The organism is Acidimicrobiales bacterium (assembly GCA_036270875.1).
Classification (GTDB): Bacteria; Actinomycetota; Acidimicrobiia; order Acidimicrobiales; family AC-9; genus AC-9.
Genome location: DATBBR010000078.1, coordinates 52,557 through 67,851, shown reverse-complemented (window position 1 = coordinate 67,851; position 15,295 = coordinate 52,557). Strand labels below are relative to the sequence as shown.

The 15,295-nt window shown below is 68.7% G+C and carries 18 protein-coding genes and 1 tRNA gene; 14 read left to right on the top strand and 5 right to left on the bottom strand.

Features of this window, described 5'->3' with window-relative positions:
- The coding region (locus VH112_09660; protein ID HEX4540499.1) for a metallopeptidase TldD-related protein at positions 1 to 183 on the top strand (183 nt) is incomplete at its 5' end.
- Here VH112_09660 and VH112_09655 read toward each other — a convergent pair.
- Together VH112_09655 and VH112_09650 are read right to left on the bottom strand one after the other, a co-directional pair.
- Positions 180 to 998 carry an S-methyl-5'-thioadenosine phosphorylase gene (locus VH112_09655; protein HEX4540498.1) on the bottom strand — a complete coding sequence of 273 codons (819 nt, stop codon included), beginning with the start codon at positions 996 to 998 and terminating at the stop codon, positions 180 to 182. The two genes, VH112_09660 and VH112_09655, sit on opposite strands and share 4 nt — an antisense overlap.
- A gap of 10 nt (positions 999 to 1,008) precedes the next feature.
- A complete protein-coding gene (locus tag VH112_09650) occupies positions 1,009 to 1,410 on the bottom strand; it encodes an FmdB family zinc ribbon protein (GenBank protein HEX4540497.1) in 402 nt (133 codons plus the stop codon).
- 63 nt (positions 1,411 to 1,473) lie between these two features.
- Here VH112_09650 and galU point away from each other — a divergent pair, with 63 nt between their 5' ends.
- The 9 genes from galU (at position 1,474) to VH112_09605 (ending at position 8,181) form a co-directional block, all read left to right on the top strand.
- Positions 1,474 to 2,358: a UTP--glucose-1-phosphate uridylyltransferase GalU gene (gene galU / locus VH112_09645; GenBank protein HEX4540496.1), complete on the top strand. Its 885-nt coding sequence runs from the start codon at positions 1,474 to 1,476 to the stop codon at positions 2,356 to 2,358.
- A 10-nt stretch (positions 2,359 to 2,368) separates the two neighbouring features.
- Positions 2,369 to 3,577, top strand: a complete 1,209-nt coding sequence (glp, locus tag VH112_09640; GenBank protein ID HEX4540495.1) for a gephyrin-like molybdotransferase Glp — start codon at positions 2,369 to 2,371, stop codon at positions 3,575 to 3,577.
- Positions 3,578 to 3,718: 141 nt separating this feature from the next.
- Positions 3,719 to 4,735: a GTP 3',8-cyclase MoaA gene (gene moaA, locus VH112_09635; GenBank protein HEX4540494.1), complete on the top strand. Its 1,017-nt coding sequence runs from the start codon at positions 3,719 to 3,721 to the stop codon at positions 4,733 to 4,735.
- 67 nt (positions 4,736 to 4,802) lie between these two features.
- Positions 4,803 to 5,309: a cyclic pyranopterin monophosphate synthase MoaC gene (moaC, locus tag VH112_09630; protein ID HEX4540493.1), complete on the top strand. Its 507-nt coding sequence runs from the start codon at positions 4,803 to 4,805 to the stop codon at positions 5,307 to 5,309.
- 252 nt (positions 5,310 to 5,561) lie between these two features.
- On the top strand, positions 5,562 to 6,116 hold the full coding sequence (locus tag VH112_09625; protein ID HEX4540492.1) for a hypothetical protein: 555 nt from the start codon (positions 5,562 to 5,564) through the stop codon (positions 6,114 to 6,116).
- A 14-nt stretch (positions 6,117 to 6,130) separates the two neighbouring features.
- The gene (locus VH112_09620; protein HEX4540491.1) at positions 6,131 to 6,790 is read left to right on the top strand and encodes a hypothetical protein; all 660 of its coding nucleotides are present in this window, start codon (positions 6,131 to 6,133) and stop codon (positions 6,788 to 6,790) included.
- Between the two features lie 25 nt (positions 6,791 to 6,815).
- Positions 6,816 to 6,891: transfer RNA gene (locus VH112_09615), tRNA-Ala, on the top strand.
- 239 nt (positions 6,892 to 7,130) lie between these two features.
- Positions 7,131 to 7,379 (top strand): restriction endonuclease, encoded by a 249-nt coding sequence (locus VH112_09610; GenBank protein HEX4540490.1) that lies wholly within the window; start codon positions 7,131 to 7,133, stop codon positions 7,377 to 7,379.
- A 1-nt stretch (position 7,380) separates the two neighbouring features.
- Complete coding sequence (locus VH112_09605; GenBank protein ID HEX4540489.1) at positions 7,381 to 8,181, top strand: hypothetical protein; 801 nt, start codon at positions 7,381 to 7,383, stop codon at positions 8,179 to 8,181.
- Between the two features lie 225 nt (positions 8,182 to 8,406).
- On the opposite strand, the gene VH112_09600 is transcribed toward VH112_09605, so the two are convergent.
- On the bottom strand, positions 8,407 to 9,297 hold the full coding sequence (locus VH112_09600; protein ID HEX4540488.1) for a sigma-70 family RNA polymerase sigma factor: 891 nt from the start codon (positions 9,295 to 9,297) through the stop codon (positions 8,407 to 8,409).
- Between the two features lie 233 nt (positions 9,298 to 9,530).
- On the opposite strand from VH112_09600, the gene ahcY reads away from it, so the two are divergent.
- Complete coding sequence (gene ahcY, locus VH112_09595) at positions 9,531 to 10,997, top strand: adenosylhomocysteinase (protein HEX4540487.1); 1,467 nt, start codon at positions 9,531 to 9,533, stop codon at positions 10,995 to 10,997.
- A gap of 10 nt (positions 10,998 to 11,007) precedes the next feature.
- Here ahcY and VH112_09590 read toward each other — a convergent pair whose 3' ends face one another.
- Positions 11,008 to 11,574, bottom strand: coding sequence for a TIGR03086 family metal-binding protein (locus tag VH112_09590; GenBank protein HEX4540486.1), 567 nt, complete (start codon positions 11,572 to 11,574; stop codon positions 11,008 to 11,010).
- A gap of 104 nt (positions 11,575 to 11,678) precedes the next feature.
- Between VH112_09590 and VH112_09585 the strand changes: the two genes are divergently transcribed.
- Positions 11,679 to 12,716, top strand: coding sequence for a TlpA disulfide reductase family protein (locus tag VH112_09585; protein HEX4540485.1), 1,038 nt, complete (start codon positions 11,679 to 11,681; stop codon positions 12,714 to 12,716).
- A gap of 104 nt (positions 12,717 to 12,820) precedes the next feature.
- A complete protein-coding gene (locus tag VH112_09580) occupies positions 12,821 to 13,411 on the top strand; it encodes a hypothetical protein (protein ID HEX4540484.1) in 591 nt (196 codons plus the stop codon).
- Positions 13,412 to 13,498: 87 nt separating this feature from the next.
- Here the strand turns inward: VH112_09580 and VH112_09575 are convergent, their stop codons facing one another.
- Positions 13,499 to 14,248, bottom strand: coding sequence for an AIM24 family protein (locus tag VH112_09575; GenBank protein HEX4540483.1), 750 nt, complete (start codon positions 14,246 to 14,248; stop codon positions 13,499 to 13,501).
- 132 nt (positions 14,249 to 14,380) lie between these two features.
- Here VH112_09575 and VH112_09570 point away from each other — a divergent pair, with 132 nt between their 5' ends.
- A complete protein-coding gene (locus VH112_09570) occupies positions 14,381 to 15,253 on the top strand; it encodes a sterol desaturase family protein (protein HEX4540482.1) in 873 nt (290 codons plus the stop codon).
- Positions 15,254 to 15,295 lie beyond the last annotated feature (42 nt).

Below are 15,295 nucleotides of genomic sequence, written 5' to 3'. Positions count from 1 at the left end.
GCCGAGGGACTCCTCATCCGTGACGGCGCTCGGGCCGAGCCGGTCCGGGAGGTCACCATCGCCTCGACCATCCAGCGCATGCTGAGCACCGTGGTGGCCGTGGGCGCCGACCTCGAGTGGCTGCCCGGCATCGCGGCCGGCCTGACCCTCGCCATCGGCGACGTGAGCCTCAGCGGGTCCTAAGCCGGCCCCTCGGCCAGCGGTCCTCCGGCGAGACCTTCGGCGCATGCGCACGACGCCGTCTCGGGGATGGCGGGTATGGCCTTCATCAGGAGGCGACGGGTCTGCTCGATGCTGGCCTCCAGGACGGCGAAGGCCGCCTCCATCGTCACCGGCTCGATACTGGCGTCGCCCTCCAGTCCCGTGTCGTAGTCGGTGACCTGGGCCAGTCCGCCGTAGCAGATGCCGAGCTCGCGGGCCAGCACCGACTCGGGGTACTGAGTCATGTTGATCACGTCGCAGCCGGCGGCGCGGAACCAGCGTGACTCTGCTCGAGTCGAGAAGCGGGGACCCTGGATCACCACCACTGTGCCCGAGCGATGGGCGACGGCACCGGTGTCGGCCGCGGCCCGGGCGAGCACGTCGCCGAGCTCGGAGCAGTAGGGGTCGGCGAAGGTCACGTGCCCGAGCACGGGCCCGTCGAAGAACGTGTCAGGGCGGCCCCACGTGCGGTCGATGAGCTGATCGCAGATGACCAGCTCCCCCGGATGGATGTCCGGCCTCAACGACCCGGCGGCGAACGGGCCTATCACCCGGCGCACCCCCAGCTGGCGGAGGGCCCACAGGTTGGCCCGCGAGTTCACACGATGAGGTGGGTACTCGTGATGGAGGCCGTGGCGGGGAAGGAAGGCGATGGACCGATCGCCGACCTGGGCCAGCGCCACCGGAGCCGATGGAGCGCCATACGGCGTGTGGACCGGGATCTCCCGCACGTCCTCCAGGAACTTGTAGAAGCCGCTTCCGCCGATCACGGCGATCTCAGCGGTGGGCCCGCTCACGGGTCGGAGACTACGACGCGCTGCTCGTCGCCGGCTTCGAGTCGCCCTTCGAACCGCTCGACCCGCCCTTGTCGGACGAGGGGGCGGAGCCGGAGCCCTTCTCCGCTCCTCCCTTGTCCGAGGAGGCCTTGTCGGACGTGCCCTTGTCGGACGTCGCCTTGTCCGAGGAGCCCTTGTCGGAGGAGGCCTTGTCGGACGAGCCCTTGTCGGGTGACGCCTTCTCCGAAGACGACGCCGGGCGGCTGTCGTTGCGGTAGAAGCCGCTGCCCTTGAACGCGATGCCGATGGACCCGAACACCTTGCGCAGGCGCCCGCCGCACGCCGGGCACTTCGTCAGGGGGTCGTCCTTGAACGACTGGACGACCTCCTGGTGCTCACCGCAGGACTTGCAGGCGTATTCGTACGTGGGCATCTCGGCGGCGCCTCCGGGGCGTTAGCACTCACTAGACCTGAGTGCTAAGTGTACCGTCTCGCCATGACCTCTGCGGTCCGCAAGGCAGTCATCCCCGCCGCCGGCCTGGGGACTCGGTTCCTCCCGGTAACCAAGTCGCTCCCCAAGGAGATGCTGCCCATCGTCGACAAGCCCTCGATCCAGTACGTCGTCGAGGAGGCGGCCGCCGCCGGCCTCGAGGACGTCCTGCTGATCACCTCCCGGGGGAAGGCGAGCCTGGCCGACTACTTCGACCGGGCCCCCGAGCTGGAGGAGCACCTGGCCGCGACCGGAAAGCACAAGGAGCTCGAAGGGATCCAGCACATCGCCGAGATGGCGCGGGTCCATTACGTCCGCCAGCAGGAGCCGAAGGGGCTGGGCCACGCCGTCGGAGTGGCCCGCGAGCACGTGGGCGACGAGCCCTTCGCCGTGCTGCTCGGCGACGACATCATGCACGAGCGGGCGGGGGTCCTGACAGGGATGCTGGAGGCATTCGAGCGCCACGACGGATCGGTGGTGGCCCTCAAGACCGTCGAGCCGGCTGAGATCTCCTCCTACGGCTCCTGTCGGGTGGACCAGGTGGAGCCGAGGCTCGTGCGGCTCCTGGAGGTGATCGAGAAGCCGAAGCCCGAGGAGGCTCCCTCGGACCTGGCCCTCATGGGCCGCTACGTGTTCACCCCGGAGATCTTCGGCGCCATCGAGCGGGTCAAGCCCGGCAAGGGCGGGGAGCTCCAGCTCACCGACGCCATCGGCCTGCTCATGGAGGAGCAGCCCGTCTACGGGTACGTCTTCAGCTGGGGTCGCTACGACGCCGGCAACCGGCTGGACTACTTGCGGGCGAACCTGGAGCTCGCACTGGAGCGCCCCGACCTGGCGCCCGGCCTGCGCCGCCTCATCGCGGACCTGGCCGCCCGGCAGGGCGAGGGCTGAGAGGCCGGCTGTGATCCCCCTGGCGCGGGCCCGCCAGTTCGTCCTGGACGGATGCGCGCCCTTGGTCCCGCGCCAGATCCCCCTCGACGAGGCGCTGGGCTGTGTCAGCTCGGAGGCGATCGTCGCCCACGAGGCGGTGCCCGCCTTCGCCAACACGGCCATGGACGGCTATGCCGTGCGGGCCGCGGACACAGAAGGGGCGCCGGTACGGCTGTCAGTGGTCGGCACCTTGGCCGCGGGGACGGCTCCGTCGACGGCGCTCGGCGCCGGCCAGGCCGTGCGCATCATGACCGGCGCGCCCATCCCGCCCGGCGGCGACGCGGTCGTCATGGTGGAGCTGACCCACACCGAGGGGGCGGAGGTGATCGTGGAGCAGCCGGCGCATCCCGGGGACCACCTGCGGCTGCCCGGGGAGGATGTCGCTGCCGGTCAGGAGGTGTTCCCGCCACGAACGACGCTGGGCCCCGGACACTTGGGCGTGCTCGCATCCCTTGGCCATGCGAGCGTGGCCGCCTTCCCCCGGGCGCGAGTGGGGGTGCTGTCCACCGGCGACGAGCTCGTCGAAGGCGATGCTCCCCTCCGGCCCGGCCAGATCAGGGACTCGAACCGCCACACTCTGCTGGCGCTCCTCGCCGCGAGCGGCTGTGAGCCGGTGGACCTCGGGATCGCCCGCGACAGCGAGTCTGCGATCGCCTCGGCAGTCGAGGGAGCGCTTCCGAGCTGCGATGCCGTGCTGGCCAGCGGGGGCGTCAGCATGGGGGACTTCGACTACGTCAAGGTCGTCCTCGACCGGCTGAGTGGCGGCTCCATGCGGTGGATGCAGGTGGCCATCAGGCCAGCCAAGCCCTTCGCCTTCGGGGTCATCGAGGGCCGCCCGGTGTTCGGTCTTCCCGGCAACCCGGTGTCTTCGATGGTGAGCTTCGAGCTGTTCGCCAGGCCGGGCCTCAGGGCCATGATGGGACATGACCAGCTCGATCGCGTCCACGTCGAGGCGGTGGCCGAGGAAGACCTGCGCCGGCGTCCCGACGGCAAGCTGCACCTGGCCCGGGTGGTCGCCAGGCCCGGCGACGACGGACGGTTCCACGTCCGCTCCTCGGGCGGTCAGGCCTCGCACCAACTCTCGGCCATGGCCCTCGCCAACGCCTTGGCGTTGCTCCCCGACGGCGAAGGCGTCGGTGCGGGGGAGTGCGTGACCACGATGCTGCTGGGGTCGTTCTGACAGGAATCCGCCGGGGGAGGGAGCCGACGGCACGTTGGGTTTGTTTCACCTTTGGTCGAAATGGGTCCTGGCGCCGGCGGCCGCCACGCCAACTTTCGACCAAAGGTGGAACCGAGGTACTCACCGCCTAGCATGGAAGAGGTGAGCGGTGCCCCCTCCAAGGCGCTGGTCGACCCCTTCGGGCGGACCGTGCGGGACCTTCGCATATCGGTCACCGATCGCTGCAACTTCCGCTGCACCTACTGCATGCCCGAGGAGGGTATGCGGTGGCTCGACCGCTCGGAGCTGCTGAGCTTCGAGGAGATCGAGCGGGTGGCCCGCGTGTGCGTGGAGCGCTTCGAGTTCGATGGGATCCGGCTGACGGGCGGTGAGCCGACGGTGCGGGCCCAGTTGCCGGCGCTGGTGAAGATGCTGGCCGGGCTGCAGGTGCCGGGCACCGGCCAGGCGGTCGACCTGGCCATGACGACCAACGGGGCCACGCTGGGCCTGGCGGCGGGCGAGCTGCGGCGGGCGGGGCTGAACCGGATCAACGTGTCGTGTGACTCGCTGCGTCCGGAGCGATTTCGCCAGATGGCCCGGCGCGACCAGCTGGCCAGGGTGCTGGACGGGATCGACGCTGCCATCGGGGCCGGGTTCGCGCCGGTCAAGATCAACGTGGTGATGATGCGGGGCGTCAACGACCACGAGGCGGTCGACTTCGCCACCTTCGGCCGGGAGCGGGGGGTGCAACCCCGGTTCATCGAGTTCATGCCGCTCGACGCCGACGGTGGATGGACGATGGACCAGGTGGTGCCGGCCGACGAGACCCTGGCCGCCATCCACGCCGTCTACCCCCTGGAGCCCGTCCCGCACGGACCCGAGCCGGCGACCAGGTACCGGTACGTGGACGGCGGGGGGGAGATCGGGGTCATCCCGTCCGTGACGAGACCCTTCTGCGGCGATTGTGACCGGGTGCGGATCACGGCCGAGGGCAAGTTTCGCACCTGCCTTTTCGCGCTCGACGAGCACGACCTGCGGGCGGTTGTGCGAAATGGTGGCACCGACGAGGACCTGGCCGCCGCCATCGAGCGCGCCGTCGGCACCAAGTGGGCAGGCCACCACATCGGTCGGGTGAGCTTCGTGCGGCCCCCGAGAAGCATGAGCCAGATCGGGGGCTAGCCGCCGGCAGCGGTCAAACTGACTGGTCAGGCGACCAGGCGCGCCGGATGAATCTAGACTCGCCGCCATGACGGACCGCGGCCTCACCCACGTCGATCCGCTGGGCAGGGCCCGCATGGTCGATGTCACCCCCAAGGAGCCCAGCCACCGCCGGGCGCTGGCCCGCTGCAGGGTGACCATGCAGCCGGACACCACATCCAGGGTGGCGAGCAACGCCATGACCAAGGGTGACGTCCTCGGTGCGGCACGCATCGCCGGGATCCAGGCGGCCAAGCGGACGGCGGATCTCATTCCCCTGTGCCATCCCCTGCTGGTCGGCTCGGTGTATGTCAACTTCACCATCGGTGACGACCATGTCGGCGTGGAGACCCAGGTGGAGACGGTGGACCGGACGGGCGTGGAGATGGAGGCCCTCACGGCCTGCGCCGTCGCCGCCCTGACGATCTATGACATGTGCAAGTCCACTGACCGCTCGATGACGATCGGGGACCTGGCCCTGTGGGAGAAGACCGGCGGTCGCTCGGGGTCGTGGCGGCGGACCGACGGGGTGACGCAGGCGCCGCTCGAGGCCTGAGCTCGCCTGGGCTGGCCGCGGCCGGCAGTCTGAACACCGGGAAAACTAGCGATGTACTGGGCCGATACGACACGCCCAAAAGAACCCCTGGCGTGGCGGTGCATCGGGTAGTAAAACTCCATGTCGACGAGGGGGGCGCGCTCGGGTCAGTGAGCATCGGCGGAGGTGCAGCTGGGCCGTCCTACCATCCACCGTTCGGCGTGACCCCTGGATTATGGTCACCAGGAAGAGAGGAAGGTAGGTCGAGGAACAGTGACGATCATTGTCCTCCTTATCCTGGCGTCGATGTGGGTGGCGGTCCTCCTCCCGACTGTTCTTCGCAGCAGAGAGGCCGTTCGTTCAACCGACTCTGTCGGCGACTTCCGTCGCCAGCTCTGGGTCCTGGCGCGGACTCGGCGGGCCAGCCTCGGCATGGCCTATTCGAGCCACTCGGCAGCGGTGCCGCAGCGGCCGGTGGCGCCATCGGGGCCGGACCTGCCGGCCAGGGCGATGGTGTCGGACCGGGCGCCGGTTGCGCCCTCCCGGCAACCGGTGGCGTGGACGACACGCCAGCACACGCTCAGGCGCCGCCGTGAGGTCCTGAAGACGTTGCTGACGGGCATCACTCTGACGTTCCTGCTCGGTGCGGTTCCCAGCCTGCGCCTGGCCTGGGGGTTCAGCGCGGTGCTCGCCGGGATGACGGTCACCTATCTGGCTGCGCTGGTGCACCTGCGTGGCGTCGCCCTCGAGCGGTCGACGAAGGTCGCCTTTCTCGACCCGCACCGCCAGCCCGAGCCTGCATTCGTGCTGCGGCGCTCAGCGAACTGACGTCGGCGTAGCCGGTGCCCGAGCCTGGGCGCGGGGAAGAGCTGTTGGCGCTGGGCGATGCGGTGCGGGCTCGGCTGGACCGGACCCACCGGGCTCGGGAGGACAGCCTGGCCGCGTCCCGGCGGACCATCCGGGCCTGCGGGAGATCGATCCGGGCCATCCACCGCCTCGAACCCGAGGAGTACGCCCGCCTGGTCGAGGAGGCGCGGGCGAACCTGCGCGAGGCCCAGGAGGCGCTGCGCCCACACCCGACGGTGGCGGGTGCCGGGTTCCTCCACGACGCCGAGAAGGAGTACGCCGAGGCCCGGTTGACCTCGGCCCTCGTGGAGGGTTCGTCGCTTCCGGACGCGGCCGAGTTGGCGGTGGGGACGCCGGCCTGGCTCAACGGCTTGGCCGAGGCGGCGTCGGAGCTGCGCCGGCACATTCTGGACCGGCTCCGGCAGGGCGAGCTCGACCGGGCCGAGGACCTCCTGGGCGCCATGGAGGACGCCTACGACATGCTCGTCACGATCGACTATCCCGACGCCATCACCGGTGGCCTGCGCCGGACGGTGGACGCGCTGCGTGCCGTCCTCGAGCGCACCCGTGGCGACGTCACCACTGCCACATTGCAGGGTCGGCTCCGCCAGGCCATCGACCGAGCCACCGGTACGACCCCATCGGGCAGGGACTAGGTCCCCGACTATCCTGAGTTGCCACGGGGGTGTAGCTCAGTCGGTAGAGCGCTACGTTCGCAACGTAGAAGTCGTCGGTTCGAGTCCGATCACCTCCACCAGGTTCGAGTCCCAAAACCCCTGGTAAGAGCGGGTTTTTGGAGTGTCCACCTTTTACCGTGGTTGACCGTGAGAACCCCTCCGTGCCCGTTCGATCGGGCACGGAACGGGCACGCGGCGGGCACGGCGTTGCGGTCACCGACCGAGGTCGTGTTGCTCGGGGGAACGACGAGGAGGACCTCGGTTCAGTTCCCCAAGCGATCTCGGGCGAAAGGAGATGAAAACCTGCGACCATCAGGAAGTGACCGGCACCTCAATCCCGCAGTACGACGAGTTGATGTGGCCAGCCCTACCGCGAGGCGCGGTGCGGGACTTTCGCGGCGCGATGGCCAGCCGTGGTGAGAAGGGACTGCTGATCACGACCGGCTCATTCGCCAAGGACGCTCAGAACGAAGCGAACCCCGACGGTGCGCCACCGGTCGAGCTGATCGACGGGGATCGGCTGTGCGACCTCCTCAAGGACGTGGTGCCTGGCTGGAGGGGGGAGTGAAATGAAGATCCTGAGACTGGCCGGCATTCTGTTGATAATTGCCCTTGCCGACGGATGCGCGAGCGGTGAGCCAGGCGCAAGCAAGACTGGATCTGCTCCAGCACCTCCTCAGCTTCCCGAGAACTTCAACTGGAGTGGTCGATACATTGTCCCCGACCTTGGTGTGAACGTTCCCTTCACCTGGCAAGGACATGATGGCTACAGCGAGATGACCGCTGGAAGTCAGAACGATCCGATCTACTTCACGAACCTCATCTACCACGGCCGCCTGTACACCCTGACTTACAAGTGGCCTGTACCAATTGTTGGCGACCTAGGAAAATGCAACAACGTCGCTCCCTACACTCTTTCTGACTACAACGCTTGGCTGAAGACATCGCGCTATGTGGGGTCGGCCATCCTCGGAGGAAGGTCAGGCCCTGCGGTGAACCAGTTCAGAGCCAGCATCGTTTTCGACTTGCAGAAGGGACTCGTACCGCCTGGGAACGTGTTACCGCCGGTGGCGGGGACTCCAAACATGGTCGCGCCGGCGGGCGGGACTACGCCGAACGCGGCAGCAGTGCCGGGCCTGCCGTCAATTCCAGCTCGGATTCCCGTCCTGATCGCTGACTTCTCCGTCGATCAAAGCGATTCACACAAGTTCCGTCAGGTGTTGCATTTTGGTCTGCAGAATCTCTATGACCCGAATTTGGACGAGTGGATCGTCATGCAGAAGTTCTCGGACAAGCCGGGGAACGTCGTCCTTCCCGACACCTGCAACAACGCCACCCCTTCACCCCCCCTTTCCGTCCCCTCGCATTGAGTGGGGGCGTGAGATGATCGGGGCCGCTCTGGGGCGTCCGCTAGGTAACTGAGGCCTCCACATCGCCGGCGCGCAGGGCAGCCAGAGCTCGAGCCTCCTCCATCGCCGACTACGTGGCGTCGTAGACCTCCGCGACGTCTCGGCCCCACATGATCGAACCCACAGTCGGCAGCGTTGCACGAACTGCGCTTGCCGCCTACTGGTTTTCCGACAGGTGCCGGTGGGTCACCCTACGCCGCCACCCCGAGGAACCTCAGTGTCGTCAACGACCGCCAGGTCGAGCTGCCCCAGGCGGGTGGGGTCGGCAAGCGCGTCGATGGCGACGATCGCTCCGTTCCTCACGGTGAAGGCCATGACCGAGAAGGGCCGTCCGCGAGGAGCCACGACGACTCCTGCGATGCCGTTGACCAACGCCGGGCGGACGAACGGGGACAGCCCGGAGAAGGTGAAAGCCTGCTCGGCCACTGCTTGCGCGCCGTGAACGACCACCGAGGCGGCCGGACGCGACGCGCCCCCATCGGATCGCAGCACCACGTCCGGGTCGAGCACCGCTACGAGGGCGTCGAGGTCTCCGTCCCGGGCGGCGGCGAAGAAGGCGTCGACGACCTCTCGCTGTCGCGAGATGTCCGTGTCAGGCGTGGTTGTCACCCCTTGGACCCGGCGGCGAGAGCGGCTGGCGAGCTGCCTGGCTGCGGCCGGCGTTCGCTCGACCATGGGGGCGATCTCGTCGAAGGGCACGCCGAACATGTCGTGGAGGACGAACGCGAGACGTTCGGCGGGCGACAGCGTCTCGAGGACCACGAGCAGAGCGAGGCCGACCGAGTCGGCCAAGAGCGCCTGGTGCTCGGGGTCGATCCCGTCCTGGCGGCTCACGATCGGGTCCGGCATGTGCACGTCCAGGGGCTCCTCGCCGTGCGACCTACGCGCCCGCAGCATGTTCAGGCACACTCGGGCTACGACAGTGGTCAGCCACCCGCCCAGGTTCTCGACCTCGCTGGTGTCCGAGCGGCTGAGCCGAAGCCAGGCCTCCTGGACGGCGTCGTCGGCCTCGCTGAGCGAGCCCAGCATCCGGTAGCCGACCGCCCGGAGGTGGCCCCGGTGCTCCTCGAACCGCACGGCTAGAAAATCCCGGTCTTGCATTGGTCACATTCCCTTATCGCGGCGTGTCATGGCAATGACGAACCAGACCGGGCCAGTGTGACGAGCACCGGCACTTGAGCGCCGCAGGGTGGGACATGGCGATGCCGCTCGCCGCCCGCCGGAATGTTCCGGTGAAGATCGAGGGGCGAGCAACCTTCGACGAGGTCCGGCGGACTGATTGATCCGCTCGGTGCACCATAATGGGCGCTATGACCTCCGTGGAACCCACCACCGCGTCCGACCGCTTCGACTTTCGGGTGGCCGATACGTCGCTGGCCCCGTTCGGCCGGCGCGAGATCCACCTGGCTGAGCACGAGATGCCGGGGCTTCGGGCGCTGCGCCAGGAGCTCGGGGAGTCGAAGCCTCTGCGTGGTGCCCGTATCAGCGGCTCGCTCCACATGACCGTTCAGACGGCGGTACTGATCGAGACGCTCACCGCGCTGGGCGCCGAGGTGCGCTGGGCCTCCTGCAACATCTTCTCGACCCAGGACCACGCCGCCGCCGCCGTCGCGGTGGGCCCGGAGGGCACGCCGGAGGATCCGAAGGGTGTGCCCGTCTACGCCTGGAAGGGCGAGACGCTGGAGGAATACTGGTGGTGCACCGAGCGGGCCCTCTCCTGGCCGGACGGCGACGGGCCCAACATGATCCTCGACGACGGCGGTGACGCCACCCTGCTCGTGCACAAGGGGGTTGCCTTCGAGGCGGCAGGCTCCGTCCCGGACCCCTCAGAGGCTGGCTCCGTCGAGCTCGGCGTGGTGTTCTCGCTCTTGCGGAGGGTGCAGGGCCAGGACTCACAGCACTGGACCCGACTTGCCAAGCAGATCCGGGGGGTCAGCGAGGAGACGACGACCGGCGTGCATCGGCTCTATCAGATGCTCGACCGGGGTGAGCTCCTGTGGCCGGCGATGAACGTCAACGATTCGGTCACGAAATCGAAGTTCGACAACCTCTACGGCTGTCGACACTCACTCGTCGATGGGATCGTGCGCGCCACCGACGTGATGATCGGCGGCAAGACCGTGATGATCTGCGGCTACGGCGAAGTGGGCAAGGGGTGCGCCCAGGCCATACGGGGACAGGGGGGTCGGGTCATCGTCAGCGAGGTCGACCCGATCAATGCCCTCCAGGCCGCCATGGACGGCATCGAGGTGGCGCGCGTCGAGGACGTCGTCGGACAGGCTGACATCTTCGTGACCGCGACCGGGAACACCGAGGTGATCACCACCGACCACCTCGCCGCCATGAAGCACAACGCCATCGTGTGCAACATCGGTCACTTCGACGACGAGATCGACGTCGCCGGGTTGGCGAGGGTGCCCGGCATCGAGCGCCTGCAGATCAAGCCGGGAGTCGACCTGTGGACGTTCCCGGACGGACACGCCATCATCCTGCTGGCCGAGGGCCGGCTCGTGAACCTGGCCTGCGCCACCGGGCACCCGAGCTTCGTCATGTCCTGCTCCTTCTCCAACCAGGTGCTGGCCCAGATCGAGCTGTTCACGAAGAGCCACGACTATCCCGTCGGCGTCTACATGCTGCCCAAGACCCTGGACGAGAAGGTGGCAGCCCTTCATCTGGACGCCCTCGGAGTGAAGCTGACCCGGCTCACCGACGAGCAGGCCGACTACCTGGGCGTGGCGCCGGAGGGGCCCTTCAAGGCTGAGCATTACCGCTACTGACGGCGGATGGTCAGGGGCGGCGACCCAGCGCGGCGAGCAAGCGGGCCTGGGGGTCGGCTCGGGCGGGAAGAGAGATGTCACCGCCGAACATCCCGCTGCCCCGCAGCAGCTCGGCCTGGGGCTCGACCACCCCCCAGCAGGCGTCGACGAGGACGGGATCGATCGTCCGATCCTGGCCCGTGGCGACGGCGAGGTCCCAGCCGTGGATGAGGACGTCGATGAGCCGGTGCCCGGCGTAGACGGACCCCGGCACCGGTCCATAGGAGACCGCACACGGGGCGTCGAGGGCACCCGGCGCCTCGAAGGCAGCGGCAGCCACCTCGGCTGACCGGTCGTAGGCGTCGAGCGCGTCCTCGCCGAGCTGGTCGCCGTCCAGCCTCGACCCGACCTCGTCGATGGTGGCGCCGCCGGCGAGCTCGGCCGCCCACCAGTTGCCGCCCACGACGTGGTTGAGCAGCTCGCCGACGTTCCAGTCGGCGCACGGCGTCGGCTCGGTCCACTGTCGTGGATCGATGCCGGCCACGAGGCGGCGCGTGGCCCCGAGTGCTTGCCGGTGTTGAGCGGCGATGTCGGTCATTTCCCCCTCCTCTGCCCGAAAGCCGCCCCCAGCTGCGAGCTGTTAGGCCTACTTTCTAGTAGGTCAGGTTAGCTACCGTAAGCGTTGACGAAGGGGGTCGTAGGATGCCGTCCGCCACGATCATCAGCGACGATGTACGGAGAGTCGAGGCCACCGCGACCGACGGCCGGCTCTTGGTCGCACCCGAGCGACTGGTCGACGCCCTCGGCTGGGAGCTCAAGCCTGAGGGTCTGTGCCAGGAGGACGTTTGTGTACCAGTGCGCGATCGGGCGTCGTTGTTCGTGGGGAACGACGTGGACCTGGCGGGTGTCGCCGGCGCTCTGGGGCGAGCGGCCGTCGTCGACACCGTCGCGGGGATCGCCGCCGTGGCGATGGATGCCGGGGGCCGTCGTCAGGCGCTCGACTCGCTCCGCGCGCCCACCTTCGCCCTCGACGACCTCGATGGCCACCCGCGCCGCCTCGAGGAGTGGCGCGGCCGCAAGAAGCTGTTGGTCGCCTTCGCGTCGTGGTGAGGCTGCCGCTACGACCTGCCCGGGTGGCAGGCGCTGCAGGACGAGCTCGCCGGCGACGGCCTCACGGTGGTCGGTGTCGCCATCGACGACTCACCTGACGACGTGCGCCCCTGGGTCGAGAACATCACGTTCCCGGTGCTCATCGATCCCAACCACGTGCTGACCGAGATCTACGCCATCAGCAACGTCCCGACGGTCATCTGGATCGACGAGGACGACCAGATCGTGCGGCCGAACGGCGTCGCCTTCGGAACGGACATGTTCAAGGACTTCACGGGCGTCGAAGCCGCCCCGCACATGGAGGCCGTGAGGCGGTGGGTTCGCGGCGGTGAGGTGCCGATCGTGCCCGACGACGCCCGCCGGGCGGTCGGTGACCTCACTCCTGACGAGGTGCTGGCCCGCCTGCACTTCCGCATCGCCGCGCAGGCCCGCCGGCAGGGCGACGAGGTGACGGCGCGCCGCCATTTCCAGGAGGCCGGGGAGCTGGCCCCCAACGACTTCACGATCCGACGTGCCACCATGCCGCTCGTCGGTGAAGACCCCTTCGGGCAGGAGTTCTTCGACCTGTACCAGGAGTGGCAGCGGGCGGGCAGCCCGTACCACGGCCTCTCAGCGGGCCAAGCCACCTGAGCGCGACCCGCAAGCCCGCGACAACTCAACCGGACAAGGCGGCCAGGCCGGCGCGCCGGGCGACCCCCGCCGCCGCCGCCCGCGAGCTGGCCACCAGGGACCCGGTGATAGCCCGCTTCCTCGACGCCGTCGGACCGCCGCGGTTTCGAAAGCCGATGGACAGCCACTTCGCCGCCCTGGTGCGGTCAGTGACCTACCAGCAGCTCGCCGGGGCGGCAGCGGCCGCCATCCACGGCCGGCTCGTCGCCGCCCTCGGCGGCGACGTCACCCCCGAGGGCGTGCTCGCGCTGTCCTCGGAGGCCCTGCGGGCGGCAGGACTCTCGGGCAACAAGGCGGCGTCGCTTCGGGACCTCTCGACGAAGGTCCTCGACGGCACGGTAGTGCTGGATCCCCGAGGCCTGTCACGTGAAGGCGACGAGGAGGTCATCACCCGGTTGTCGAGCGTCCGCGGCATCGGCCGCTGGAGTGCCGAGATGTTTCTCATGTTCCAGCTGCGCCGTCTCGACGTGTGGCCCACCGGCGATCTCGGGGTACGCCGGGGTTACGGCCTGGCGTGGGGCATCAACATGCCGACGCCCCGCCAGCTGGAGCCGCTGGGGGACCCGTTTCGGCCCTATCGCACCGTGGTCGCCTGGTACTGCTGGCGGGCTGCCGAGCTGTACGCGGGCACGGCCGCGAGCGCCGTCACCCGGTAGGCGTGAGCATGCCGTGGCGAGCACGGTGTCACTCCTTCGATGCTCGTCGATACCACCTCGACGAGCACGCCACCCGGCGGGCGGCTCTCAGTCGTTGTCGCTGCCGAAGTGGATCCCGCTTCCGCCTCCACCGTTGCCCTTGGCCTCCGGGTGGACGATGTAGGGGTTGATGGCGGCGGCCAGGTTGGGCAGGGGCAGCGTCTGCAGCCACACCTTCCCGGGGCCGGTGAGGGCGGCCAGGAAGAGGGTCTCGGCCCCGAAGACGATGTTCTTCACGCCCTTGATGCGATCGATTGTGAAGCTCACGGTGGCGTCCAGCATGCCGATGTGGCCCGGATGGACCCGCATGGTCTCGCCCGGCCCCAGCTCGTAGGTGACGACCTCGCCGTCGAGCTCGACCCACGCCTGTCCCTGTCCACTGACCTTCTGGAGGACAAAGCCGGCCCCGCCGAAGAGGCCGGCCCCGAGCTTCTGCTGGACGGCGATGCTCAGCTCGACGGCGGGCTCGCCGCACAGGTACCCACCGCGGTGGATGAGGTACTCGTTGGCCCCCCCGACCTCGACGGGCAGGATGTGTCCCGGCACCTTGGTGGCGAAGGCCACCATGCCGGCGCTGCCGTTGGCCCGGTACTCGGTCATGAAGAGGGAGCCACCGCCGATGGCGCGCTTGACGGCGCCGAACAGACCCTTGGACCCCGCCGTCTTGCCAGCCGATGTCGACAGCTCGATCGAGCCGTTCATCCACGAGAGCTCGCCCGACTCGGCGACGACGCTTTCGCCCGAATCCAGCTTCATCTCCAGGACGGGCATGACCGTCCCGATCACCTGATGGTCCACGACTTCGCCTCCTGCTCGTCGGCGCCGCTTCAGGGTAGCGATCCAGGAGGGCGCCGGCCCGGCCACGACCTCCTCACGCGATGCTCATACTTCTCTGCGCCCTACCTCACACCACATTGGCAAGATCGATCCGTGGCGTTGACCGAGGCCCGCGTCCCTAGGCAAACCGCGGCCGACAACGCCAGCGAGCGCCCCCGGGTCGTTCCCACCGTGCTGACGCTGGCTCTGCTGGCTGTGGGCGTTGTGGTCCGCGGTCACCTGCTCTTCGGATTCGTGGTGCTGGTCGCCATCTTCGTGCCCATGGAGAAGCTCTTCTCCCTGCAGCCCCGGAAGGTGTTCCGACGGGGCTGGGCCACAGATCTCGTCCACTTCTTCGTCACCAACCTCTTCATCACGGCTGGCTTCCTGGCCGCGGCGGCGATCTTCGCCACGGTGCTGCGGGTCGCCCTCGGAGACGGGCTCGCCCGTGTCGTCCACACGCAGCCGAAGGGCGCCCAGGTCGCCGAGGGCCTCCTCCTCGCGGAATTCCTGTTCTACTGGGCCCACCGCGCGAGCCATCGCCTCGGCCTGCTCTGGCGCTTCCACGCCATCCACCACAGCATCACCGAGATGGACTGGCTGGCGGCAGCCCGCCAGCACCCCCTCGACGCCGTGTTCCACCGGGTGTTCGTCGCCATCCCGCTGTTCCTCCTGGGCTTCACCCGACTCACAGTCGGCGTGGTGGTGCTGTTTGCCGCCTTCAACGCGCTCTTCATCCATTCGAACGTGCGGTTCCGCTTCGGACCTCTCCGCTGGGTGGTCACCACGCCCGAGTTCCATCACTGGCACCATGCCAACGAGGCCGAGGCGGTGAACAAGAACTTCGCCGGGGGACTGCCGCTGCTCGACGTGCTGTTCGGCACCGCCTACCTCCCGAAGGGTCGGGTGCCGGCGGCATACGGCATCGACGAGCCCGTCCCGGGCGAGTACCTCCGTCAGCTGACCCATCCATTTCGCCGCGCCTAGTGTCCCCGGGTAGTCGGCCCGGGAGGCCGGCTGAGGGAACGG